This window comes from Peribacillus sp. B-H-3, assembly GCF_048572925.1.
GTDB lineage: Bacteria > Bacillota > Bacilli > Bacillales > DSM-1321 > Peribacillus.
This window is the reverse complement of the sequence record NZ_CP183879.1, coordinates 1,233,414-1,254,548: the sequence shown is the minus strand read 5'-3', so window position 1 is coordinate 1,254,548 and position 21,135 is coordinate 1,233,414. Positions and strand designations below refer to the sequence as shown.

General features: G+C 41.9%; 25 protein-coding genes. 8 read left to right on the top strand and 17 right to left on the bottom strand.

Features of this window, described 5'->3' with window-relative positions; translation table 11 throughout:
* Positions 1–192 precede the first annotated feature (192 nt).
* Positions 193–1,170 (top strand): metal-dependent hydrolase, encoded by a 978-nt coding sequence (locus ACN6MY_RS06160; protein ID WP_419883193.1) that lies wholly within the window; start codon positions 193–195, stop codon positions 1,168–1,170.
* Between the two features lie 50 nt (positions 1,171–1,220).
* On the opposite strand, the gene ACN6MY_RS06155 is transcribed toward ACN6MY_RS06160, so the two are convergent.
* Complete coding sequence (locus ACN6MY_RS06155) at positions 1,221–1,487, bottom strand: YfhJ family protein (protein WP_419883192.1); 267 nt, start codon at positions 1,485–1,487, stop codon at positions 1,221–1,223.
* 118 nt (positions 1,488–1,605) lie between these two features.
* On the opposite strand from ACN6MY_RS06155, the gene ACN6MY_RS06150 reads away from it, so the two are divergent.
* Positions 1,606–1,773: a small, acid-soluble spore protein K gene (locus ACN6MY_RS06150; protein WP_090990667.1), complete on the top strand. Its 168-nt coding sequence runs from the start codon at positions 1,606–1,608 to the stop codon at positions 1,771–1,773.
* Between the two features lie 43 nt (positions 1,774–1,816).
* Here ACN6MY_RS06150 and ACN6MY_RS06145 read toward each other — a convergent pair whose 3' ends face one another.
* Both ACN6MY_RS06145 and recX read right to left on the bottom strand, forming a co-directional pair.
* The gene (locus ACN6MY_RS06145) at positions 1,817–2,143 is read right to left on the bottom strand and encodes a YfhH family protein (protein WP_419883191.1); all 327 of its coding nucleotides are present in this window, start codon (positions 2,141–2,143) and stop codon (positions 1,817–1,819) included.
* Between the two features lie 39 nt (positions 2,144–2,182).
* Complete coding sequence (recX, locus tag ACN6MY_RS06140) at positions 2,183–2,995, bottom strand: recombination regulator RecX (protein WP_419883190.1); 813 nt, start codon at positions 2,993–2,995, stop codon at positions 2,183–2,185.
* 128 nt (positions 2,996–3,123) lie between these two features.
* On the opposite strand from recX, the gene ACN6MY_RS06135 reads away from it, so the two are divergent.
* From ACN6MY_RS06135 to ACN6MY_RS06125, 3 genes are all read left to right on the top strand, one after another.
* Positions 3,124–4,032, top strand: coding sequence for a TIGR01777 family oxidoreductase (locus ACN6MY_RS06135; protein WP_419883189.1), 909 nt, complete (start codon positions 3,124–3,126; stop codon positions 4,030–4,032).
* Between the two features lie 57 nt (positions 4,033–4,089).
* Positions 4,090–4,224, top strand: coding sequence for a YfhE family protein (locus ACN6MY_RS06130; protein WP_083392138.1), 135 nt, complete (start codon positions 4,090–4,092; stop codon positions 4,222–4,224).
* A gap of 117 nt (positions 4,225–4,341) precedes the next feature.
* On the top strand, positions 4,342–4,530 hold the full coding sequence (locus ACN6MY_RS06125; protein ID WP_071351569.1) for a YfhD family protein: 189 nt from the start codon (positions 4,342–4,344) through the stop codon (positions 4,528–4,530).
* A gap of 66 nt (positions 4,531–4,596) precedes the next feature.
* Here the strand turns inward: ACN6MY_RS06125 and ACN6MY_RS06120 are convergent, their stop codons facing one another.
* The 9 genes from ACN6MY_RS06120 to ACN6MY_RS06080 all read right to left on the bottom strand — a co-directional run bounded on the left by ACN6MY_RS06120 (position 4,597) and on the right by ACN6MY_RS06080 (position 14,860).
* Complete coding sequence (locus tag ACN6MY_RS06120; protein ID WP_419883188.1) at positions 4,597–6,165, bottom strand: fatty acid--CoA ligase; 1,569 nt, start codon at positions 6,163–6,165, stop codon at positions 4,597–4,599.
* Positions 6,166–6,186: 21 nt separating this feature from the next.
* The gene (locus tag ACN6MY_RS06115; RefSeq protein ID WP_419883187.1) at positions 6,187–7,341 is read right to left on the bottom strand and encodes a thiolase family protein; all 1,155 of its coding nucleotides are present in this window, start codon (positions 7,339–7,341) and stop codon (positions 6,187–6,189) included.
* A gap of 21 nt (positions 7,342–7,362) precedes the next feature.
* The gene (locus ACN6MY_RS06110; RefSeq protein WP_419884092.1) at positions 7,363–8,508 is read right to left on the bottom strand and encodes an acyl-CoA dehydrogenase family protein; all 1,146 of its coding nucleotides are present in this window, start codon (positions 8,506–8,508) and stop codon (positions 7,363–7,365) included.
* A 43-nt stretch (positions 8,509–8,551) separates the two neighbouring features.
* Entirely contained in the window at positions 8,552–9,319 is a 768-nt protein-coding gene (locus tag ACN6MY_RS06105) for a 3-hydroxyacyl-CoA dehydrogenase (protein WP_419883186.1), read from the bottom strand.
* 181 nt (positions 9,320–9,500) lie between these two features.
* Positions 9,501–10,322: an HD domain-containing phosphohydrolase gene (locus ACN6MY_RS06100; RefSeq protein WP_419883185.1), complete on the bottom strand. Its 822-nt coding sequence runs from the start codon at positions 10,320–10,322 to the stop codon at positions 9,501–9,503.
* A gap of 207 nt (positions 10,323–10,529) precedes the next feature.
* Positions 10,530–11,102 (bottom strand): hypothetical protein, encoded by a 573-nt coding sequence (locus ACN6MY_RS06095; RefSeq protein WP_419883184.1) that lies wholly within the window; start codon positions 11,100–11,102, stop codon positions 10,530–10,532.
* Positions 11,103–11,282: 180 nt separating this feature from the next.
* The gene (locus ACN6MY_RS06090) at positions 11,283–12,962 is read right to left on the bottom strand and encodes an acyl-CoA dehydrogenase family protein (RefSeq protein WP_419883183.1); all 1,680 of its coding nucleotides are present in this window, start codon (positions 12,960–12,962) and stop codon (positions 11,283–11,285) included.
* Between the two features lie 3 nt (positions 12,963–12,965).
* On the bottom strand, positions 12,966–14,480 hold the full coding sequence (locus ACN6MY_RS06085) for a class I adenylate-forming enzyme family protein (protein ID WP_419883182.1): 1,515 nt from the start codon (positions 14,478–14,480) through the stop codon (positions 12,966–12,968).
* Complete coding sequence (locus ACN6MY_RS06080) at positions 14,477–14,860, bottom strand: MerR family transcriptional regulator (protein WP_419883181.1); 384 nt, start codon at positions 14,858–14,860, stop codon at positions 14,477–14,479. The genes ACN6MY_RS06085 and ACN6MY_RS06080 overlap by 4 nt, the downstream gene beginning before the upstream one ends.
* A gap of 183 nt (positions 14,861–15,043) precedes the next feature.
* Here ACN6MY_RS06080 and cidR point away from each other — a divergent pair, with 183 nt between their 5' ends.
* From cidR to ACN6MY_RS06065, 3 genes are all read left to right on the top strand, one after another.
* Entirely contained in the window at positions 15,044–15,928 is an 885-nt protein-coding gene (gene cidR, locus ACN6MY_RS06075; RefSeq protein ID WP_419884091.1) for a cidABC operon transcriptional activator CidR, read from the top strand.
* Positions 15,929–16,138: 210 nt separating this feature from the next.
* On the top strand, positions 16,139–16,654 hold the full coding sequence (locus ACN6MY_RS06070) for an acyl-CoA thioesterase (RefSeq protein ID WP_071351580.1): 516 nt from the start codon (positions 16,139–16,141) through the stop codon (positions 16,652–16,654).
* Between the two features lie 27 nt (positions 16,655–16,681).
* Positions 16,682–17,053 carry a hypothetical protein gene (locus ACN6MY_RS06065; protein WP_419883180.1) on the top strand — a complete coding sequence of 124 codons (372 nt, stop codon included), beginning with the start codon at positions 16,682–16,684 and terminating at the stop codon, positions 17,051–17,053.
* A 49-nt stretch (positions 17,054–17,102) separates the two neighbouring features.
* Here the strand turns inward: ACN6MY_RS06065 and ACN6MY_RS06060 are convergent, their stop codons facing one another.
* From ACN6MY_RS06060 to ACN6MY_RS06040, 5 genes are all read right to left on the bottom strand, one after another.
* On the bottom strand, positions 17,103–17,825 hold the full coding sequence (locus tag ACN6MY_RS06060; protein WP_419883179.1) for an amino acid ABC transporter ATP-binding protein: 723 nt from the start codon (positions 17,823–17,825) through the stop codon (positions 17,103–17,105).
* Positions 17,822–18,481: an amino acid ABC transporter permease gene (locus ACN6MY_RS06055; protein ID WP_419883178.1), complete on the bottom strand. Its 660-nt coding sequence runs from the start codon at positions 18,479–18,481 to the stop codon at positions 17,822–17,824. The genes ACN6MY_RS06060 and ACN6MY_RS06055 overlap by 4 nt, the downstream gene beginning before the upstream one ends.
* 61 nt (positions 18,482–18,542) lie before the next feature.
* Positions 18,543–19,358, bottom strand: coding sequence for a basic amino acid ABC transporter substrate-binding protein (locus ACN6MY_RS06050; protein WP_419883177.1), 816 nt, complete (start codon positions 19,356–19,358; stop codon positions 18,543–18,545).
* Between the two features lie 275 nt (positions 19,359–19,633).
* The gene (locus ACN6MY_RS06045) at positions 19,634–19,864 is read right to left on the bottom strand and encodes an excisionase family DNA-binding protein (RefSeq protein WP_071351585.1); all 231 of its coding nucleotides are present in this window, start codon (positions 19,862–19,864) and stop codon (positions 19,634–19,636) included.
* 26 nt (positions 19,865–19,890) lie between these two features.
* Positions 19,891–20,910, bottom strand: coding sequence for an AI-2E family transporter (locus ACN6MY_RS06040; protein WP_419883176.1), 1,020 nt, complete (start codon positions 20,908–20,910; stop codon positions 19,891–19,893).
* Positions 20,911–21,135 lie beyond the last annotated feature (225 nt).

The following is a 21,135-nucleotide window of genomic DNA, read 5'->3' as shown; positions in this document are numbered from 1 at the left end:
TGTTAAACTTCTTTAGAAAATGGGAATATATATATGAAATACTTTAAAGCATTTAAAAGATGTACTTTTCTTTTATTGTAATATGTGTAATCAATATGTCAAAATAAATTCTTTTGGCGAATACTAATTATATGAGCTATGATTACTCTTAACAATTATATCAGACCGCTATTAAGCAGGGAGGTTACTTAGTTGGATACTGGCACTCACCTGGTCATGGGGATCGCTTTAGGAGGTCTTGCATCACTGGATCCAGCCTTAGGCGACACGTCAACAGCACATGCTATTATGGCTGGAACTATTATAGGCTCCCAGGCTCCGGATATTGACACGGTTTTAAAGCTCAGAAACAATGCTGTTTATATACGAAATCACAGGGGAATTACTCATTCGATTCCCGCTGTGCTGCTTTGGCCCGTATTAATTACGTTTACGATTTTTACAGCCGTTCCTTCAGCAAATTTGCTGCATTTGTGGCTTTGGACCTTCCTTGCCGTTTTCCTGCATGTTTTTGTAGATATTTTCAACTCTTATGGCACACAGGCTTTACGGCCAATTTCATCCAGATGGCTGGCACTTGGGGTTATTAATACCTTTGATCCCTTTATTTTCGGCATTCATGCTGCAGCCCTGGTCCTGTGGGGAGTAGGCTTCCCGCCGGGCTATACGTTTCTTGCCATGTACGGCATTTTAGTCATTTACTATTTTGCCCGATTCAAGGAGCAGCGATATATTAAAAGAGCTGTAAAGCAGCAGATTCCTGATGCTAAAAAAATCATCCTTTCACCGACAATGAAATATCACCGCTGGAAAATTGCCGTCATTACAGGAAACAAATTCTATGTAGCGCGTGCCGAAAACGGGTATGTTACGGTTCTTGACAAGTTTGACCGCCTTCCTCTGCCTGAAAGCGAAGTGCTTGACGCGGCAAAGCATGATAAAAATCTGGCGGCATTCCTTTCTTTTTCACCTGTTTACCGATGGGAAATTACGGCAGTGAAGGATTATTACGAAGTCCGCTTTATTGATTTACGCTACCGCAGCAATGGCTTTTACCCATTTGTCGCCGTCGTCCACCTGGACCGGGACTTAAATATCCTTAACTCCTATACAGGCTGGATATTCAGTGAAGCAAAGCTCAGAAAAAAGCTGAATTTAATTCCTTTTTAAATTCATCAGTTTCGAAACAGAAAAAATCCTCCCTTAAAAGGGGGGATTTTTTAATGCAAGTTATTTTTTTGGTTCAATAAATGCTCATATTTAGGATTTCTTGCAATAAATTCATGCAGCCTGTCCCCGTAGTTGTCAATCCATTGCTTTACGACTCTCGCTGTCATTTCTTCTCCTGCGTATTCATGACCGGCCTTTGCATAAGTTGCTTCAAAATCCTCCCAGAGAAGCTCAACCCATGTCAAAGCTTGATTGAACGTAATTTGATCGTTTTTCTCTAAAAGAGACTGAGTCAATCGTTCTTGGTATTCCTTCATTTTCTCACCTCTACCCATTTTTTTCTGCCTGAAAAAATCATAATTTGTACTTCTTTACCCATACTAAGTGTACGCGGAAACGCGATTCTTTTACATTGTGTTTGGAGGGAAAAAAACCATGAGAAACAAAGCCAAAAATTTCCCGAATCAAAACAATAATAAATTCGAGGGAGAGCCGAGGGCTAAAGCAGAGTATGCTTCAAAACGCCCGGATGGCAGCATTAATACCCATCCACAGGAGCGGATGAGAGCCTCGAATGAAAGAACGTCGGACACACTTCGCTGACAAGTTGTATAACAATCCAGAGGCTCAGCTGCCTCTGGATTTTTTAGATTTTTTTGGCAGGTATAAGCATTGAAATCGGCAGGGCTTCTTCTTCGCCGCTGCCGCTCATCCTATACCCCCACGCAAAAACCCCATTTAAGTAATCCACTTTAAAGTATGTTCCGGGATCGCCTTCAATTTGATAGATTTCCCCAGGCAAGAAGTCTTCAGGATTTAATAAATATGCCTGCGCCATAACAGCCTTTCGTTCCAGCACTGCAAATTCGCTCACCATGCCAAGCTGCTCCGCTTTTCTTGCTTTTTCTTTTAAAGCTCCTATTTCCTGCCGCAGCTCATGCTCTGTCATTTGGCTGTATCTTACTTCACTCACTGAATAACACCTCCGCTTTTAATGTGCTTGATAAGATTTTTAATCAACGTCTTCGGATTCATTCAGATACCGGTCAATTAACCCGATATCGAACCCTTTTCTATATAAGGCCTGCTTCATTCTCTGCCTGTACTCCAAGCCTGTGTATTTTTGATTCCGCCGGCTAATCTTTCCAGCCTGAAGACATATGGCTTCCCACTCTTCACCTTGGCTTTTCTCAACCTTAACTTCGCTTAAAGCTTCCATAATAATATCCCGGGAAAACCCTTTGCGCAACAGAATTTGGTCAATCTTTTGGGAGAGAGCCGTCTTTGACAGGTTCTTTTCTTTTTTTAAAGATTTTTCAGCCAAGCTCCGGGCATGTTCGATCTGCAGATCGATTGGATATTCATTCATTGCCTGCACTCTTACAGAGTCTGCTATTCCTTTTTCCTTTAGCTCCATATCTATCGTATATGGCCCTTTATTTCCGCCATTTGCATATGTCCGGACAAATGCTTTCGCAAATTCAAGTTCATCTAAATATTTATAATGATACAGTTTATGAATGGCTTCCTGGATGATTGGCTCCTCTGCTTCTTTCTTTTTTAAATAAAGCCGGACTTCCTTTTCAGACCTCATCCGGTGAGATAAATAATTCAGTGCCATGGTAAAAGCTTTCTGAATTTCATCATGATACTGGATATCGGCTAAATCAAACTCTTCCAGTTCCCTGCCCTTCTTAAGCTGAAACTTAATGAGTACTTCCTCGTCCACGCTAAAGGCATACTGTTCTCCTTTGCCATGGTCTATATATACATTATAACGGTCAGCCCGTTTTTTTTGAGTAGTGATTTTGGTGATTTTCGGCATAATTTTACCCCCTGCTTTAACTGTAACACATTCTATAGAAGGTTTACTTTTTTAAAAACTTCAATTACATGATACAGTTTTGTTAATCGGGAAATCTATATCCAATACAGTCATGAAGGAGTGTTTTTATGAAGATCGCCATTGCCGGCGGCAGCGGTTTTATTGGAATGGCAATAACTGAAGAACTGCGCGCCCATAAGCATGACATCTGCATTCTGACAAGAAACCCTGATAAACATAAGCCAGCACAGGGAATTCGATATATCAGATGGCTGCAAAAGGATGCCCATCCTGAAAAAGAACTGGAAGGCATCGATGCCTTCATTAATCTTGCAGGAGAATCATTAAACAGCGGACGATGGACACAGAAACGAAAACGGGAAATCGTTGAAAGCAGAATTGAAACTGCAGCAGAAATGACAAAAATTCTATCTCTCCTTGAAAAAAAGCCGGAATGTGTTATCAACGCGAGTGCAATCGGCTATTATCCGGTCTCTGAGAGCAGCACATACACAGAAAAAGAAACAAAAAGCGGGGATGGCTTCCTTGCAAGGACGGTTGTTCTCTGGGAAAAAGAAGCGAAAAAAGCCAAGGCATACTGCGGCAGGATGGTTATAGCCCGTTTTGGGGTCATACTGGGAATGGACGCGGGTGCCCTGCCAAGTATTATTATGCCATATAAGGTATTTGCAGGAGGTACAATCGGAAGCGGCAGGCAATGGCTTTCTTGGATTCATATCCACGATGCGGCAAGGGCCATTCATTATTGTCTGCAAAATGAAAGCATTTCAGGCCCAATTAATCTAACAGCGCCTGCCCCAGTCAGAATGAAGGAGTTCGGACAGACAGCTGGAGAAGTCCTGCACAGGCCACATTGGCTCCCGGTCCCTTCCATTGCCCTAAAAACCGTGATGGGAGAAATGAGCAGCATGGTTTTAGAAGGACAATGCGTCATGCCAGATGTATTACTTTCACATTCATTCACATTTGACTATCCCCTATTAAAAGGAGCACTTGAACAGTTACTTGATAAATGATCATATGCAGGTATTGGATTTCATTTCTATGGAAAAAATACAGGTAATGAACAGGAGATGATATCATTGGAAGCTAAAAAAAAGGATAGAACAAAAAGCACTTTAACAAGCACACAGGCAGTATTGTACGCCAGAGAGTTCAAACACGCAGACCGCGCTGGCGGATTTGATGTTAAAAGGGGAAAACGCTAAGGAATTTTTGGAGGCAATTACCTGACATTTAAACAGCCATTCTGCTAACAATAACATTGAAGTGATATTGAAATTATATCATTTCAAAAAGATTTTCTCTATGGGAGGCTGCTTAACATGGGAAGAAACAGCATTCATAAAAACCGCGATAAAAACAAGCAAAAACTTCCGCAGGTGCCTGCAGAAATGAAGCATGATGGTTTAGATGTTGAATTTTCACAAGAGCTTGCTGATCAAAATGACCTAGAAGCCCAAAAGCGGTCAGATGCCGCAGATATGCGGGCAAAAAAGAGAAAACAGAAGTAAACTTGCAGGGAGCATTTATTGCTCCCTGCTTGTTAAATAGGATTCTAATATACTCCCTTGGTACATTTACTTATTGCTTCCGGTAATGATTTGCCCAATTTCCTTGCGCAGCATGAACTTTTGTACTTTGCCGCTCGCATTTCTTGGCAATGCTTCACAGAATATATATTTTCGGGGACGTTTATAATTTGCCAGGCTGCGGCTGTTCTTGCACCATTCTTCCAGTTCTGCTTCTGTCAGCTCAGAGTCTTTAGCCACTACAAAGGCAGTGACCGTTTCTCCCCATCTGTCATCAGGCTGCCCGATTACTGCACAATCCAGCACACCATTGTGTCCAAACAGTGTATCCTCCACTTCCCTAGGATAGATATTTTCCCCGCCGGAGATGATCATATCATCCACTCTGTCCTTTACCCATAAATACCCTTCATCGTCTAAGTAACCAATGTCTCCCGAATGGTACCACCCCTTATAAAGGGCTTTTTCATTAGCTTCATCCCTTTGATAATATCCGCTCATCATACAGGGCCCTTTGACAAGTATCTCCCCCGTTTCAAAAGCCGGCAGCACATCATCTGGATCAGAAGGTCCGTCCTCAGACGGCCGGACTATGATAATTTCATGGCCGGAGCATGCCTTGCCGGCCGATCCTGCTTTCCTTATTTGATCTTCTTCCGCAAGAAGTGTAATGGCTGGCCCCATTTCGGTCATTCCATATGCCTGAACCAGCTCGATTCCCAATTTTTCGCGGCAGGCCATAATTAAAGAGGGAGCCATAGGTGCGGCACCGTACAGTCCCAGCTTCAGGCTTTTCAGAGAATATTGGCTGAGATCCTCTTGAAGGAGCATATTCCACATAGCTGGAGCTGCAAATAACTTTGTGACTCCTTCACTTTCGATTAAACGCAGCACTTCCTTTGGCTGAAATCCATGCACCACAATATTTCCTGCTCCAGACTGTATACGGGGAAGGAACGCACAGTGAAGCTCAGCACAATGAAACATGGGAGCTGCAATTAAGCCCACATCATGCTGATCCAATTTTGTCGCCTCTTTCAGGATTTTGCTTTGCTCTGTCATTTCCCTGTGCCTGTGAAGGACTCCCTTAGGCCGGCCAGTGGTGCCGCTAGTGTACATAATGGCGTAAATATCATCTTGTGTAACCCCGCCTGTTATTTCGGATGTTTTTGCTTGCTTTATTTTCTGCTTAAAGTCTGCTGCATAGGAAGGGGGTTTATCATCGATGTACCAGAAACTTGTATGAGGAAACCGGCCTTCAATATCGTCAATGACCTGTCTCAGGGCACTCTCAAATAGCAGGATTTTTGGCTTGGCATCACTCAGAATATATGAAACTTCTTCAGGCATCAGCCGGAAATTTATCGGATTAAATACCGCTCCAATCTTTGCGCAGGCAAAAAAGGCTGCTGCAAGCTCTTCGTTATTGTACAAAAAGACAGAAACCCGATCGCCCTTTTTTATACCCTCAGCTATAAAAGCTTGTGCCAGGGCATGGATTCTTTCGCTCCACTCCCTGTAGGTGTAACGGACATTTCTTCTTACATCATATATGGCCTCTTTATCCGGAAATCGTTCTGCTGCCGCGTCAAAAATTTCGCCAATAGTAGCCTCCATGATATTCCCCCATTTTCCTTTTTATAGGTCTAACCGTTCAATAATCGTTGCATTTGCCATGCCGTTTCCTTCGCACATTGTCTGCAGCCCGTACCTGCCGTTGGACCGTTCAAGTTCATGCATAAGCGAGACAAGCAGCCGTGCTCCGCTTCCCCCTAAAGGATGGCCAAGAGCTATCGCACCTCCGTTTGGATTCAGTTTGTTCGGATCTGCCCCAAGTTCTTTCAGCCATGCTAGAGGAACAGGGGCAAAAGCTTCATTCACTTCAAAAATATCTATGTCCTCAAGCTTCAGTCCTGACTTTTCAAGCACTTTCTTTGTAGCAGGTATAGGTCCTGTCAGCATCAGTGTCGGATCGGAACCTACAACGGCACGTGTATGAATCTTAAAGCGAGGCTTTAGCCCAAGCTCCAATGCTTTATTTTTTTCCATGAGCAAAACGGCTGCTGCCCCGTCGCTGATTTGGCTTGAATTTCCTGCATGAATCAGGCCATCTTCTTTAAAAACTGATTTCAAACCCGACAATGCGTCTAATGTCGTTTCGCTCCGCGGGCCTGAATCTTCCTTCATGATTGACCTTTCACCTAGATCATCCATTACCTCAACTAGAAGGATTTCTCTTTCAAAAAAGCCGGCATTTCTGGCTTTGATTGCTTTTTCATGGCTTTGAAGTGCAAACAGGTCACATTCTTCGCGGGTTAGACCATATCTTTCGGCTATAAGCTCTGCTGAAATACCCTGATGGACCATATCATAGCTTTTCTTTAAGCTTTCACTGATTCCTGCACCCTGATAATTGCTGCCCATCGGAACTCTCGACATACTTTCCACTCCGCCAGCAGCCACCACATCCATGTCACCGGATAGAATGGCCTGTGAGGCAAAATGGACAGCTTGCTGGCTTGAGCCGCATTGCCTGTCGATTGTTGTTCCGGGAACTTCGATCGGAAAGCCTGCTATCAAAGCGGCTGTCCGCGCAATATTACCTGCCTGCTCACCCGTTTGGGTTACGCATCCCAGAATCACGTCCTCTATGATATGAGGACTAATTCCAGCTCTTTCAGCCAGATTTTTCAAAACCAAGGCTGCCAGATCATCTGGCCTCACATTTTTAAGCAGGCCATTACGTCTTCCAACAGGTGTGCGGTTTCCTTCTACAATAACAACTTCACGCATTGAGCATCCTTCCTTTCATATCTATAAACCGAGTCTTTTGGCAATGATGCCTTTCATGACCTCATTGGTTCCTGCATAAATGCTTGCAACAGGAATATCCCGATATCTCCTGGCAATTTTATATTCTTCCATATAGCCGTAACCGCCATGAAGCTGCATACATTCCATGGAAATCCGTCTCGCTGTTTCCGTCAATTTCCACTTAGCCATGGAAACCTTGGTTACGATATCTTCTCCTGCAAGATGGCTTGCAATCAGGCTATCAAGGAATGTTCGCCCCATTTCTATTTCTGTTGCCATCTCAGCCATTTTAAATTGCGTATTCTGGAATTTCCCGATTGCTTTTCCAAAGGCTTCACGGTTCTTCACATATTCCAGGGTGTCAGCAACCATCTCCTCTGCTGCGACTTGGGCTGCAATCGCTACAATAAGTCGTTCCTGCTGGAGCTTTTCCATTAAATATAAAAAGCCCTCGCCTTCTTCGCCAATCAGATTCTCTTTAGGTACCTCACAATCCTCGAAGATTAGCTCTGCCGTATCCTGGCAGTGGAGGCCGACCTTGTTCAATTTCCTTCCCCTTGAAAATCCGGGGTTATTCCGCTCGACAGCAAGCAGGCTGATTCCTTTATGCTTTGGCACTGCTTTTGTATTCGTTTTGCATACCACGATGACCAAATCAGCGTGAATTCCATTTGTGATAAAGGTTTTCTGCCCATTCAATATATAGCGGTCTCCATCAAGAAAAGCCGTTGTAGAGATATTGGCAAGATCTGAACCGGTCCCAGGCTCTGTCATGGCTATCGCAGTAATGATTTCACCCTTCGTACACCCTGGGAGCCATTTCTCTTTTTGAGCCTTTGTTCCGTAGCTGGCAATATAGGGAACAGCAATGTCACTGTGAAGCCCGACTCCCACTAATCCTGAACCCACACGTTCAAGTTCTTCATTAATGATGACGGAATATCCCCAATCCGTTTCTGAGCCTCCATATTCTTCAGGAAGATGCGGACATAGGAATCCTTGCTTGCCCATCTTTTCCCAAAATGAACGGGGGATGATTCTATTATTTTCCCATTCATCATAAAAGGGATAAGCCTCTTTTTCCAGAAATCTCCGAAGTGACTTGCGAAAGATTTCATGTTCATCAAACAAATAAGGATGCTTCATCATTTCAACTCCCTGGCAAAATGTAAACGCTTACTAATAATAGCTAATTAGGCTGCATCCTGATTGCCCCGTCCAGCCGGATTGTTTCGCCATTTAACATGGGGTTCTCTATAATGCTTTCAGCGAGTTTTGCAAATTCAGCAGGCATTCCCAATCTCGGGGGGAATGGCACCGTTTTGCCAAGTGCAATGCGGGCATCCTCGGGCAGCCCGTCAAACATTGGAGTAGAAAATAACCCGGGGGCAATCGACATTACCCTGATTCCGTATGCTGCCAATTCCCGGGCAATCGGGAGGGTCATACTGACAATTCCTCCCTTAGAAGCGCTATAAGCCGCCTGGCCAATTTGCCCTTCAAAGGCTGCTGCAGATGCTGTATTAATAATGACTCCCCGTTCTCCCCATTCATTTTCTTCATTATGTATCATCTTCTCCGCTGCAAGGCGGATCACATTAAAGGTTCCAATTAAGTTTATTTCAATGACTTTTGAGAAGTCCGCAAGATTATGGGCTCCCCTTTTTCCAACCGTTTTCTGTCCAATTGCGATACCGGCACAATTGATAACAGCGTGAAATGAAGAAAACTTATCTATGGCTGCTCCTATTGCTGCAGTCACTTCCTGTTCATTTGTAACATCCGTTTTTATGAATAATGCAGCATCCCCCAATTCTTTCCGCAATCTTTCTCCCTTCTCAATGGAAAGATCAAGAATGGCTGCTTTCCCGCCCTTTTCAACAATCTTCCTGACTACCGCTTCACCAAGGCCAGAAGCACCGCCGGTTACAAGCGCCGAGCATCCTGCTATCTCCATCACTGCCTCCTTGAATATTAAATTTTCTAAATCTTTAGAATACATCTTTATTTTAACTCAATCCAAACATACCTGCATAGAATAAAGTTTAAAGATTTTTAATCGCAGCTTCATAAATAGCAAAATGATATTCTTTCGATTCTTTTTGAGCAAAAAAAGACACAAAAATAAGCAAGACAGGCTACTCTTCCCGCTTGCTTTCAATCTTTCCTTCTTCTATAAGCACTTTTTCCAAGGCATCGACTATTTCAGGCTCATAATGAGTGCCTGCCATACTCTTAATTTCGTCCATGGCGTATTGTGCAGTATGGGCCTTCCTATACGCCCTGTCCTCTGTCATTGCATCAAAAGTATCACTTACCGCAATGATTTTAGCCTGAAGAAGAATGTCATCTCCTTTTAAACCATGCGGATAACCTGATCCGTTTAACCGTTCATGATGCTGTTCAATAATTTTCGCAAGATGCTTATAGCTGGTTTTCATCACCATATCTGCACCATCACCCGGATGTTTTTTAATAACATCAAATTCTTCTTTTGTGAGTTTGCCGGGTTTATTGAGGATTTCAATCGGAATGTTTATTTTGCCTATATCATGAAGTTCAGCTGCAAAAAATAGACTCTGTAAATCTTCGGTATTAAGATTGAGCTTTTTAGCTATTCTCACGGAATAATCAGCAACTCGTTCACTATGCATAAACGTGTACATATCTCTGCTTTCAACATCGTTTACCATTTTTCTCAATAACTTAATATCTTCGCTTATATAATGAAATGTGGGTTCTGTTATAATCCACAAAAAGGTAACATCAGTTTTAGCGACAAAATATATTGGTCCGCCAAGCCCCTTTGCAGAAAAAGAATCATTTGGGCCTAACTGCTCTTTTTGATTGTTTATTTCGGATTCCATAGTACCATTCAATATATATATAAATTCAACTACATTCGTTTTATCGCTAGGATACAAATAGAAAAGCTTATCTTTATAAATAGTTTGCATCATAATTTCGACACCGTCACTATCTTCTAAAAGGCTAATTTCAGTAGATTTAGAGACGACTTTTTCTATAAAAGTACCACTTTTGAAAATTTTCAGCCCTTTCAGTTTATACCCTTCTTTCTATCTATAAGTAAAAAAGGACTCCATTAAAATAGAGCCTTTTTTCTTAATATTACCTTATTAGGAAGGATAAACTCAAGAAGTATTTTATTAACTTCCGACTACCTGAATCGGGTCAATCCATACTAATTTGTGGGCTATTTTCACCAGTTTAAGTTCACATTGTGCAGATACGCCTAATTCAGCTGCTTTTTGGATGGCATTTGCAGTGATATCTGAAGTAAGTGTGTCCAGGGCAGAAATCAATGCATTCAAATTGCCGTTATATTTATCGGTAAGGCCAGCAAAATCACTTGATTTTTCCTTAAGGCTGTTTTCAGATAAAGCAAGTTCATTATCAATAGGAGCAAGTTCTGCTCTGATAGAATCAGCTTTTGCTGAATCAGTTTCAGCAACTAATGCTGCTTCAAGCTGGGATTGCTCATTTCTTAATGATATAAAAGCGTCTGCTCCTTCAATGCCTTTGATATCTTCAAAATACTTGCTTTGAAGATTGTCAGCTGCCGCTGAGGCTTTTTGTATTTCATCATCGATTTGGGCATTTTTTGCATCAATCAGACGCAAAGCCTTTTGTGTGTCGGTATTCTCTGCAGCAAATGCTCCTGAGCCAAAAGCCAATGTAAGAAAAACGGTAAATAAAAGTAATGCACTCTTTTTAAACATTCAATTCCCTCCATGTCTGCATAACAGCATCCCATCCATAGTTATCATTCTATCAAAAAGGAAGAAAATACCCGCAGATTTTCTAGTATTATTTACCATTATATCCTTATTTGCACTGTTTTTCTACAAAATTTTACTTTCTTCAAAACAGACGGAATTATCTGTTTTTTAATAATCTTCCTATCTAGCAATCTCTTTATTTTGCCGCGGACTTAAAACAATTTCTTCAAAATACTCCACGGTTCTTAATTTTTCCTTAAAAGCAAATGAATTCTCCCAGGTTTCTTCTATAAAAATCTCCATCACTTTTTTAGCGCGCTCTCCCTTTTGATGGCCATATTCAAGGGCTATAATGCTTTCAAAGATTTCTGTCATCCGTTTAGCTATTTTCTTTGCATAAAAGGTTTTGTGATCATACGTGGCGCTGCTTAGCGCATCCAGCTGTTCCCTCAGCTCTGAAATTGCGGATGACACTGGAATGGTCCATTTCTGTGATATTGAGGATACAGCTTCAAGCCTTCTCTCCATTTCAAGAATAAATATACTATGTGCTCCGGATTTTTCAATAAGCCGAAGCACTTCAAGGCCCAAAATATTAGCCGTTCCCTCCCAAACTGTAAGCACCTGTGCATCGCGAAGCAGCCTGGGAGTCACAAAGTCTTCAATAAAGCCGTTTCCTCCATGCATTTCAATGGCTTCGTGTGCGAAATGAATAGCCTGCTCTGCTGTTTCCTTTTTTAATAAAGCAATATATAAACGGTTAAGCACCATTGCTTCCTGACAGGCTTGATTTCCGCCCATGACTTCATCAAACAGCGGCAAGTAAGTAAAGACTGCCCGCATTTCTATCTCATGCTTCACAGCCAGTTTCACAAGTGAATCCTTCACCATTGGAAAGTCAGTGAGAGCCTGGCCGAATGCCCGCCTGTTCAGGCTATACCGCACAGCCTCCTGGTAAGCACGGCGCATAATTCCAAGTGATGCAACTGCATTGCAGACTCTTGATAGATTAAGAGCTTCCATCATATAATAGAAGCCCTTTGAAGGATCTCCAACAACAATAGCCTTCGCTCCATTAAATTCAACTTCGGCTGAAGGAACAGCCCGGACACCAAGCTTATCTTTCAGCCTCCGGATGGATATCCCATTCAATGTGCCATCTTCGTTTCTCCAGGGAACCGCAAAAAGGGTCAGTCCCCTGCTTCCGGAAGGTGCTCCCTCTTTCCTTGCAAGCACCATCGCTACCCCGCACATTCCTGCATTTGAGGCAAAATACTTTTCCCCGTAAAGCAAATACTCATCACCGTTTCTGATCGCTTTCGTTTCATTTGCGCCTACATCCGAGCCTCCCTGCCGTTCTGTCAAAAAGGTAGCCCCTTCATACAAAGGCGCCTCCCCTGTAGACAGCACATGGGGCAAAAAGCGGCATTTCAGCTGTTCACTTCCGTAATGGCTAAGCAGGTAAGCAGTCGCCATGCTTAAGGTTACAGGGCAATAAAAGCCCGGTTCTGTCTGTGACAGGAGATATCCCTGGGCATAAGAATAGATATAGTTTCCTTTTTTCTGCAGCTCAGGCACAGGTTTATGGACATACCCCACGATGCCGGTTTTATAGGTATCTTCCACGGTTTTTTTATACCCCTCATTTACCCGCACTTCAGAGATATCCTCCCCGTAAGCGTCATATTTAATTAACTGCGGCTGCCCTTCACGATCTGTATAACGGGCACGTTCATCGATTTCATTGGCACATATCCGGCCGAAATCTGTTAATTGCTCTTTAGCATAGGCATAGAAATCAGGGTCCAGCAGCTCCCTCAGCAAATCCTGAAATAAAGGGTCATCAGTATAGAAGTTCATCCATCATACCTCCAATTGCTTCTTTCTTAATACCTGCTTCAGTACCTTGCCAGTCGCGTTTCTTGGCAGAGCCTCACAAGTTTCATACAGCCTCGGCAGCTTAAAGGCAGCAAGCTTTCCATATAAAAATTCCTGAAATTCCTCCTGGAGGTTTTCTGGTTTTTCTGACATCACCATAACCGCTTTCACCGTTTCTCCCCATTCAGGATGAGGCACGCCAATGACTGCAGCCTCTATAACAGACGGATGCTTTAGCAGCTCTTCTTCAATTTCCTTCGGATACACATTTACTCCGCCTGAAATGATGACATCCTTTTTGCGGTCGATAATCCACACATACCCGTCCCGGTCCATCCTTCCAATGTCGCCGGTACGGATCCACTTTCCAAAATAAGCATTTTTCGTCTCATCTGGATCACCATAATATCCTTTCATATTACCTTCACTGTATAAGAGTATTTCCCCCGCTTCACCCACACTGACATCATACCCTGAATAATCAGCGATACGGAACTCCGTGCCCAGTGCCCCCCGTTTTCCTATGCTTCCCGCCTTCTTATCGTGATCTTCGGGGTGCAGAAGCATCCCTGTAGGGCCAGACTCCGTTAATCCATACACACAGTAGAGATCTTTGGTCTGCAGCTTATCTTGAATGAATCTAACATCCTTTTCAGGAAGCGGTGCACCTCCGTATACCCAGCACTTCATCGATGCAAGGTTATATTCTGCAAGCCCCGGCTGTTTTGCCGTAAGCAGATAGGCTACAGGAGCGCCGAAAAAGTGAGTGATTCTTTCTTTTTGAACCAAATTCAAAAGAAGTTCCGGGGTAAAGACTTCAGATAAAACATGAGCAGCGCCTGCGTAGGTTCCTGCTACAAGAAATAAATGCAGAGGAGCAGAGTGACTGAGAGGCATCATGTGCAGGATCCTGCTTTCTGGTTTATAACTCATTTCCACACACATCATTATGGCGGCAGTTAAGATATTGCGGTTTGTAAACAGCACTCCCTTTGGCTTGCCGGTTGTACCGGATGTATACAAGATGGCAGCTTCATCATCTTCAGAAAGAGTGCATGCTATTTCGGAGATATCTCCCTGCTTAAGAAGATAGTCAAAAGAGCGCCACCCTTCCTCCTGTTTTCCTATTTTTATAGAAATCAGCGTTGGATGGCCAGCAAATGCCACTGATGCTTTCACGCTATCGTGAATGATTACAGCACTGGCATTACAATGGGAAATAATATATTCAAGCTCAATTACAGACAATTTGGCATGCACCGGGACAACGACGGCTCCCAGCCGCTGAACAGCAAAATAACTTATGACAAATTCAAGGCAGTTAGGCAGAATAAGAACCACTTTATCCCCAGCGGCAATATTCAGCTCCCTTAAGGAAGAAGCGAGGCGATTGGAGTATTCATTAAGCTGTTTATGGCTGATTCTTTCATTATTTATTATGACTGCTTCCTGAAGCGGGTATTTCCTTGCATTCCTTGACAGCAATTCAGAAATATTCATATATTTTCTCCCCTTAGCATCATAATTTTTTCTTTGAAATCAACCATAAGAAGGCTGATTTCCTCTCTTATTTCCTCTAGCTCCTTAATCCGCTGAGTCACCTCCTCTAATTTTTGCTCACCATAAACAACCGTCCTTTCAAGCTGCTGTATTCCTGTCCGGTCCTTATCAAACAGCAGCACCATGTCCTTAATTTCTTCAAGCGAAAAACCAAAGCGCTTTCCCCGAAGAATCAATCTAAGAAGAGCATATTCCTTATTCGTGTAGATTCTGCTCCCATTAGCTGACCGCTTGGGATGAAGCAATCCTAGCTCTTCATAATAGCGTATTGTCCGCGAAGTCAGTTTAAATTCCCTTGCAAGGTTTGTAATTGTATACATGAAAAACCACTCTTTATCCCAAATTTTGTTATAAACATCATAGCATTTACGTTAACGTAAATATCAATAGCCGGAATTGATTAATTTCTAAAAATTCATGAAAATTTGTTTGTTTTATAAAAGAGGCATTACAAGGTAGAATAAGGACAGTTATTAATGAAAGAATATAAGCGGGTGAAAGCATTGGATATCAAGCATTTGCAATATTTTATTGAAGTCAGCAATTATAAAAGCTTTACTCGTGCTGCCGATCATTTGTTCATCACACAGCCGACAATCAGCAAAATGATAAAAAATCTGGAAAACGAACTTGGCGTAGAGCTTTTTGACCGCTCAAAGAAAAGCCTGACCCTGACAGATGCAGGACGTGTTGTGCTCGAACAGGCTAAGCTGATCGATAAAGCTTTCCGAAACCTGGAAGTCGAAATGGAAAACTTGCTGGAACTGAAGAAAGGCCATATTCGCATCGGGCTTCCGCCTATCATTGATCCTTCCTTCTTTCCGGAAATCATGGGCAAATTTCATGATAAATACCCAAGCATTACCTTTCAGCTAGTTGAAGAGGGCTCAAAAAAAATCGAAGAATCAGTAGCAAATGATGTCCTGGACATTGGTGTCATTGTTCTTCCGGCTAAAAATAATCAATTTCATTCTTTTTCCTTTTTAAAAGAAGACATTAAACTGATCCTTCATCCCTCTCATCCTCTCGCAAATGAAGCAGAGATCAATCTTGCACAGCTCAGCGAGGACTCATTTATCTTATTTAATAAAGATTTTGTCCTGCGCGACTTGATAATTTCATCCTGTAATCGTGCAGGATTCAATCCATCTATTCTTTCAGAAAGTTCGCGATGGGATTTTATTGAAGAAATGGTAGCATGCAAGCTTGGTGTTGCACTTCTTCCGGAAAGCATCTGCCGGAACCTACATCAAAACGTGCGTGCCGTTAAAATATCCAAGCCATCAATCAGCTGGAACCTGGGTTTTATCTGGAGAAATGGACAGTATCTTTCCTACGCAGCAAAAGAATGGCTGAGATTCACCCAAGAGCATCTTGAGAATACCTGAAAAAGCGAATTCCAAAAGAAATCGCTTTTTTCAGGTATTCTTTTTCTGTATAATTGAAAGCATTTTCATAGATGAAAGCTATGCAAACAATGAATATTAATCATTTTACTTCCCGATTGCCGGAGCGTACACTTTAGTAGTGAAAACCCTGTCTTTTCGGGTTTATTTACCTTTTCATTTATGCATTTCAACAGGAAAGGATGTTTGAACATGGAAAAAAAGAAAGCAAGAGAAAGCCGCATTGTAAATACTGACCAGGTGCTGTCCTGCGATTTAAATAACTATAATACCCTTTTTGGCGGAGTGCTTATGAAAAAGCTCGACACTGTTGCGACTTTATCTGCCAGAAGACATTCAAGAGTAAAAGAATGCGTGACAGCGTCTACTGATTCTATTGACTTTTTATGCCCGATTCACCAAACTGATTCTGTTTGTGTAGAATCCTTCGTTTCATATACGGGCACAAGCTCAATGGAAATTTTCTGCAAAGTCATTGCTGAAGATATGATTACTGGCGAACGCCGTATTGCAGCAACAGCATTTTTAACTTTTGTAGCTCTTGATGAGAATAAACGGCCAGTGCCTGTTCCCCAGGTTGAGCCAGAAACAGAAGAAGAATGGCTTGTTTTCAATACAGGAAGCGAAAGAGCAGAAGTTCGTAAAGCAAGAAAGAAAAAAAGCAAAGAATTAGCGGCTTTAATTCCATTAAACAAGCCTTGGGATTGATAGCCGAATCTGAAAGGAGCAGATATTATGATCTCATTATCAAGTGTTAATGAACTTGAGACTGCAAATGATGCCCTTCAATCGTTTAAAATGCAAAGCCCTGCTTTTTTCGAAAAGCTGCTTCATGTCGTGAGCCTGACGCGTGCACTGCATTTTAAATATCAATATATGGGAAGTTTAATCGTGGATGGTGAAAAGACAGTAAGCTCACCAGAATTTGTGAGACCCTCTGTTATACAACTGTATCAAAATGAAGTTCAGCAGCTAAAAAAGGATGCAGAGTTTCAGACCTTAAAAGAAATATTCGCCCGCTATCAGACAATTGGGTTTGCTAAACTCAGCTTATTGATACTCGGCAATAAACCAGAGTCTTTATCAGGGGCTGTGGTCATCAAATAAAAACACGCTTTGGCTGGCTGCAGCTGCTGGCGTGTTTTTTTAATATTATTTATAGCACCTTACTCAAAAACGCTTGTGTCCTTTTTTCTGCTGGACTGCCAAAAAGTTTTTCTGGAGTACCTGCTTCTATCAGGCAGCCTTCATCCATAAAGATGACCCTGTCTCCGACTTCTCTTGCAAAACCCATTTCATGTGTAACAACCACCATGGTCATTCCTTCTATTGCAAGCTGCTTCATCACATCCAGAACCTCCCCGACCATCTCAGGATCAAGAGCAGAGGTCGGTTCATCAAACAGCATGATTTTCGGCTTCATTGCAAGGGCCCTTGCGATGGCTGCACGCTGCTTTTGCCCTCCAGATAAAGAATCAGGGTAGGCTTCTGCTTTATCGGAAAGCCCTACCTTCTCCAATAATTCCAGCCCAATTCTTTTTGCTTCCTCTTTCTTCAGCTTCCTTACTTTTACCGGTGCCAGCATAATATTTTCCAAAATTGTTTTATGCGGAAATAGGTTAAAGTGCTGAAATACCATTCCAACTTCTGTTCTTATTTCATTGATATTCACTTTTTTGCCTGCAATATCTATTCCTTCTATGTATATATGTCCATCTGTAATGGTTTCAAGCTGGTTGATGCATCTTAGGAATGTTGACTTTCCTGAACCAGACGGGCCGATTACGACTGCCACCTCTTTATGGGCTATGCTTGCAGTAATTCCCTTCAGCACTTCATGATCACCAAACGATTTCTTGAGATTTTCTACCGTTATCATGCTGTCTTTAACCTTCTTTCAAGGAAATGTAATATAACACTCATAAGCAGTGTTAAAACAAGGTAAATAAGCGCGGATGTCAGGTAGGGCTCCCAAACCTTGAAATATTGGCTGCCCATGGCCCTTCCCCAGTACATAAGCTCTGGTGCAGCAATGACAGAAGCCAGCGAAGAATCCTTAATCAGCACAACAAATTCATTTCCAAGCGGCGGGATCATCCGTTTAAAGGCCTGAGGCAGAATGACAAATTTCATAGTCTGTACATGTGTCAGCCCCAAAGAACGTGCTCCCTCCGTTTGCCCTTTGTCTATTGATTGAATCCCTGCGCGGAATATTTCAGCTATATACGCAGCAGAGTTCAAGGTTAGGGCTAGAATGGCTGCCGCGACAGCATGTGTCTCACCTGTAAATAATGGAACAACGCCGAAGTGAATCAATAGCAGCTGCACCAGCAGGGGTGTGCCTCTAAAGAAAGTGACATAGCATTGAAACGGAAATGCCAAAATGCGGCTGCGCACCATTTTACCGAGGCCGATCAATAAGCCAAGAATTGTCCCAAGTATAATCGAAGCCAATGACAGACCGACTGTCAGCAGCGTGCCCTGCCAAAATAACGGGGCGTATTCCATAATAATATCCCAGCGAAAATTGCTCATTTTAATCCTCCTATATTAAAAACTGCGTAACCTGTCTCAACAGTTACGCAGAGCTAGAGTTTTACTTTTTCTGCTGAGCTTTTAGCGTTTCCATATCCGGTTCGCTGCCAAGCCATTTTTTGTAAATTTCCTTGTACTTCCCATTTTCAAAAACTTTATTAAGAGCTTTATCAAATTCCGGCTTTAATTTGCTTCCTTTTGGAAACATCATTCCGTAAAACTCCTTGGAAAAGTTAGAGCTATCTTCAATGACAGCCAGGTTTTTGCCGGGATTATTCTTGGCATACGCTTCAATGACGGCATTATCAGCCACTACCGCTGCTGCACCTCCGCTATTCAGCTCCATGATGGCCAGGTTGTTATTCTCAAATTTTTTAATATCTTTATTATTTTTCCCAAGCAGTTTTTCTGTAGCTTCAGCCCCTGTTGTTCCGCTTTGGACAGCCACTTTCTTCCCTTTTAAATCGAGCGCATTTTTGATGGTGCTCTTTTCAGGGACAAGTATTTTGTTGGTGGATAAGAAATATGGATTGGAAAAATCATAGGTTTGCTCCCTGTCAGAGTTGATGGTAATAGCAGATAGACCGATGTCCGCGCGTTTAGAATCGATTTCTACAAATAATGGATCCCATCCGACGTTCTCAACCTTTACTTTGTACCCTGCTTCCTTTGCGACAGCCTGAATCAAATCCACATCAAAACCTACTATCTTGTCTTTATCCAGATACTCGAACGGTGAATAAGCAGCATCCGTCACGACCCGCAGAGTTTTTCCCTTGGCATCTTTTCCGTCGCCGCTGACATCAGACGACCCGCAGCCTGCTGCGAGAAATATTAATGAAGAAATAACAAGCAGTGCTGTAATCAGTTTTTTCAATGTATTGCCCCCTTTTTTCTGAGTATATGATTTAAAGCCTCTGTTTTAACAATGAAGTTATAAAATTCAGTATTTTCTATTAATGGTTATTATACGTTAACGTGTTTTTAGATACAATCTAAATTTTACATGAGGAAAAAGAGTAATGCTGATATTTAATAGGGGGATTCTTAAATTGAACTCACAAGGGGAAATGCTGGATTAAAAATGAAGATTCATTTGCCTGAAACCTGCCAAAAAGGCCTTCCATTATTTTGGAAGGCCTTCTTCTGCGGTTAATCTTCATCCTTTATATCGGGATCTTCAGGCAGCGGTTCGCTGTTCCACTCTGCCAGCTGTTTTTTATATTTCTCAAGCTGTTCAAAGTGTGTTTTAAATTGCTCTTTGTATACCAAATGCTGTTCACCATCAAAAACGGTACGTATTTTGTTTTGATGAATCAGTTTTTCTATCATCACTTCTGTCATTGAAAGGTATTCTGCTGTTTCTTTGACGGTAAGATACACTCTATTCCCACCTCTTTGGTTTTTGCCTATGTTAATCTATCGTCTGTAACCTCAAGCATATCCAGTATGAACATAAAAATCGGGATACCAATAATCAGCCCCCATGTTCCAAGGAAATGCTCGGAAAAGATGAGCACGATAAATGTAAAGAAAGTTGGAAGATTAGTTTTTGCCGACATGAACTTCGGATTAAGGATATAGCTTTCCAATGCATGCAGCACAATGATCATAATAATTACAGCAACGACTTTTGTAATCCCGCCGATACTATAGGCAATGACCAATAGCGGAACAAGCGAAATCAGGACGCCGGCAACCGGCACAAGCCCAAGGAAAAAAATCATAAGGCCCAGCCCGATCAGCTGCGGAAATCCTAAAATCCATAGAACAATGGTAGAAACAATGGCATTTGTGGCAGCGATGATAAACTGCACTTCAATCACTTTGCCAAAGGAATTAACAAACTTGCTTCCAAAATGCGCAATGTTAATGAAGAAGTCACTAAATTTTCCATGCTTGAATTTTGTTGTAAAAGCGATGATTTTATTCTTCTCGAGCAGGAAGAACAAACTCAGCAAAATTGCTAAAAAGATCTGCAAAGCCAGCTTCCCGATGTCGGATAAATATATGTATAGTGCATTCACTTGCTTTTGTACGTCAAGAGGAGACTTGAGCCTGTTGATATTATCAATGATCCATCTGATCGCCCTGATATCCGGAGGATGCTGATAAAAGTGCAGCATCTGCTTGACAAGCTCTGTAATCTGCAAAGTAATGACCGGAAGATATTTATATAGAACGATTCCAACCGTGGCGACAACAATAATATATAAGGTACTGATGACAAATTTCGGGCTTATATTGATGATTTTTTTTAGATGCCCTGTTATAAAGCTTTGCATCCTTCCCATAAGAAAGGTGAAAATGAACGTAAATAGAAGCAAATTCAGCATCTTGCCTATGCTAAATAAAAAAACCACCAGTATAAACAGCGTAATCAGCCTTGAAAATCCTTTACTTTGCAAATAATCTTTAACTGCACTCATTTTTCTACTTTATCTCCTTCTGACATATCACTTTTAAAAAAATTTCCCTATTTACATCTTACACATAATCGGCCCTAAGCACTACATTAAGTATGAAAATACATTCAAATTTTTTTTGAATGTTCAAAGAAAAAGTAACCCAAAAAAATCGTTGCCTGGTTTGTTGTACCAAGGAGACTTGCTGCCTGTTGACGGGAGATAATGCATAAAAAAAGAGAGGCTCAA

Coding starts and splice junctions, on each gene's coding strand:
- ACN6MY_RS06155 (WP_419883192.1), bottom strand. CDS start 1,487: ATGAAGGAATACCAAGAACGATTGACTCAGTCTCTTTTAGAGAAAAAC.
- ACN6MY_RS06150 (WP_090990667.1), top strand. CDS start 1,606: ATGAGAAACAAAGCCAAAAATTTCCCGAATCAAAACAATAATAAATTC.
- recX (WP_419883190.1), bottom strand. CDS start 2,995: ATGCCGAAAATCACCAAAATCACTACTCAAAAAAAACGGGCTGACCGT.
- ACN6MY_RS06135 (WP_419883189.1), top strand. CDS start 3,124: ATGAAGATCGCCATTGCCGGCGGCAGCGGTTTTATTGGAATGGCAATA.
- ACN6MY_RS06130 (WP_083392138.1), top strand. CDS start 4,090: ATGATATCATTGGAAGCTAAAAAAAAGGATAGAACAAAAAGCACTTTA.
- ACN6MY_RS06125 (WP_071351569.1), top strand. CDS start 4,342: ATGGGAAGAAACAGCATTCATAAAAACCGCGATAAAAACAAGCAAAAA.
- ACN6MY_RS06120 (WP_419883188.1), bottom strand. CDS start 6,165: ATGGAGGCTACTATTGGCGAAATTTTTGACGCGGCAGCAGAACGATTT.
- ACN6MY_RS06115 (WP_419883187.1), bottom strand. CDS start 7,341: ATGCGTGAAGTTGTTATTGTAGAAGGAAACCGCACACCTGTTGGAAGA.
- ACN6MY_RS06110 (WP_419884092.1), bottom strand. CDS start 8,508: ATGAAGCATCCTTATTTGTTTGATGAACATGAAATCTTTCGCAAGTCA.
- ACN6MY_RS06105 (WP_419883186.1), bottom strand. CDS start 9,319: ATGGAGATAGCAGGATGCTCGGCGCTTGTAACCGGCGGTGCTTCTGGC.
- ACN6MY_RS06100 (WP_419883185.1), bottom strand. CDS start 10,322: ATGATGCAAACTATTTATAAAGATAAGCTTTTCTATTTGTATCCTAGC.
- ACN6MY_RS06095 (WP_419883184.1), bottom strand. CDS start 11,102: ATGTTTAAAAAGAGTGCATTACTTTTATTTACCGTTTTTCTTACATTG.
- ACN6MY_RS06090 (WP_419883183.1), bottom strand. CDS start 12,962: ATGAACTTCTATACTGATGACCCTTTATTTCAGGATTTGCTGAGGGAG.
- ACN6MY_RS06085 (WP_419883182.1), bottom strand. CDS start 14,480: ATGAATATTTCTGAATTGCTGTCAAGGAATGCAAGGAAATACCCGCTT.
- ACN6MY_RS06080 (WP_419883181.1), bottom strand. CDS start 14,860: ATGTATACAATTACAAACCTTGCAAGGGAATTTAAACTGACTTCGCGG.
- ACN6MY_RS06070 (WP_071351580.1), top strand. CDS start 16,139: ATGGAAAAAAAGAAAGCAAGAGAAAGCCGCATTGTAAATACTGACCAG.
- ACN6MY_RS06065 (WP_419883180.1), top strand. CDS start 16,682: ATGATCTCATTATCAAGTGTTAATGAACTTGAGACTGCAAATGATGCC.
- ACN6MY_RS06060 (WP_419883179.1), bottom strand. CDS start 17,825: ATGATAACGGTAGAAAATCTCAAGAAATCGTTTGGTGATCATGAAGTG.
- ACN6MY_RS06055 (WP_419883178.1), bottom strand. CDS start 18,481: ATGAGCAATTTTCGCTGGGATATTATTATGGAATACGCCCCGTTATTT.
- ACN6MY_RS06040 (WP_419883176.1), bottom strand. CDS start 20,910: ATGAGTGCAGTTAAAGATTATTTGCAAAGTAAAGGATTTTCAAGGCTG.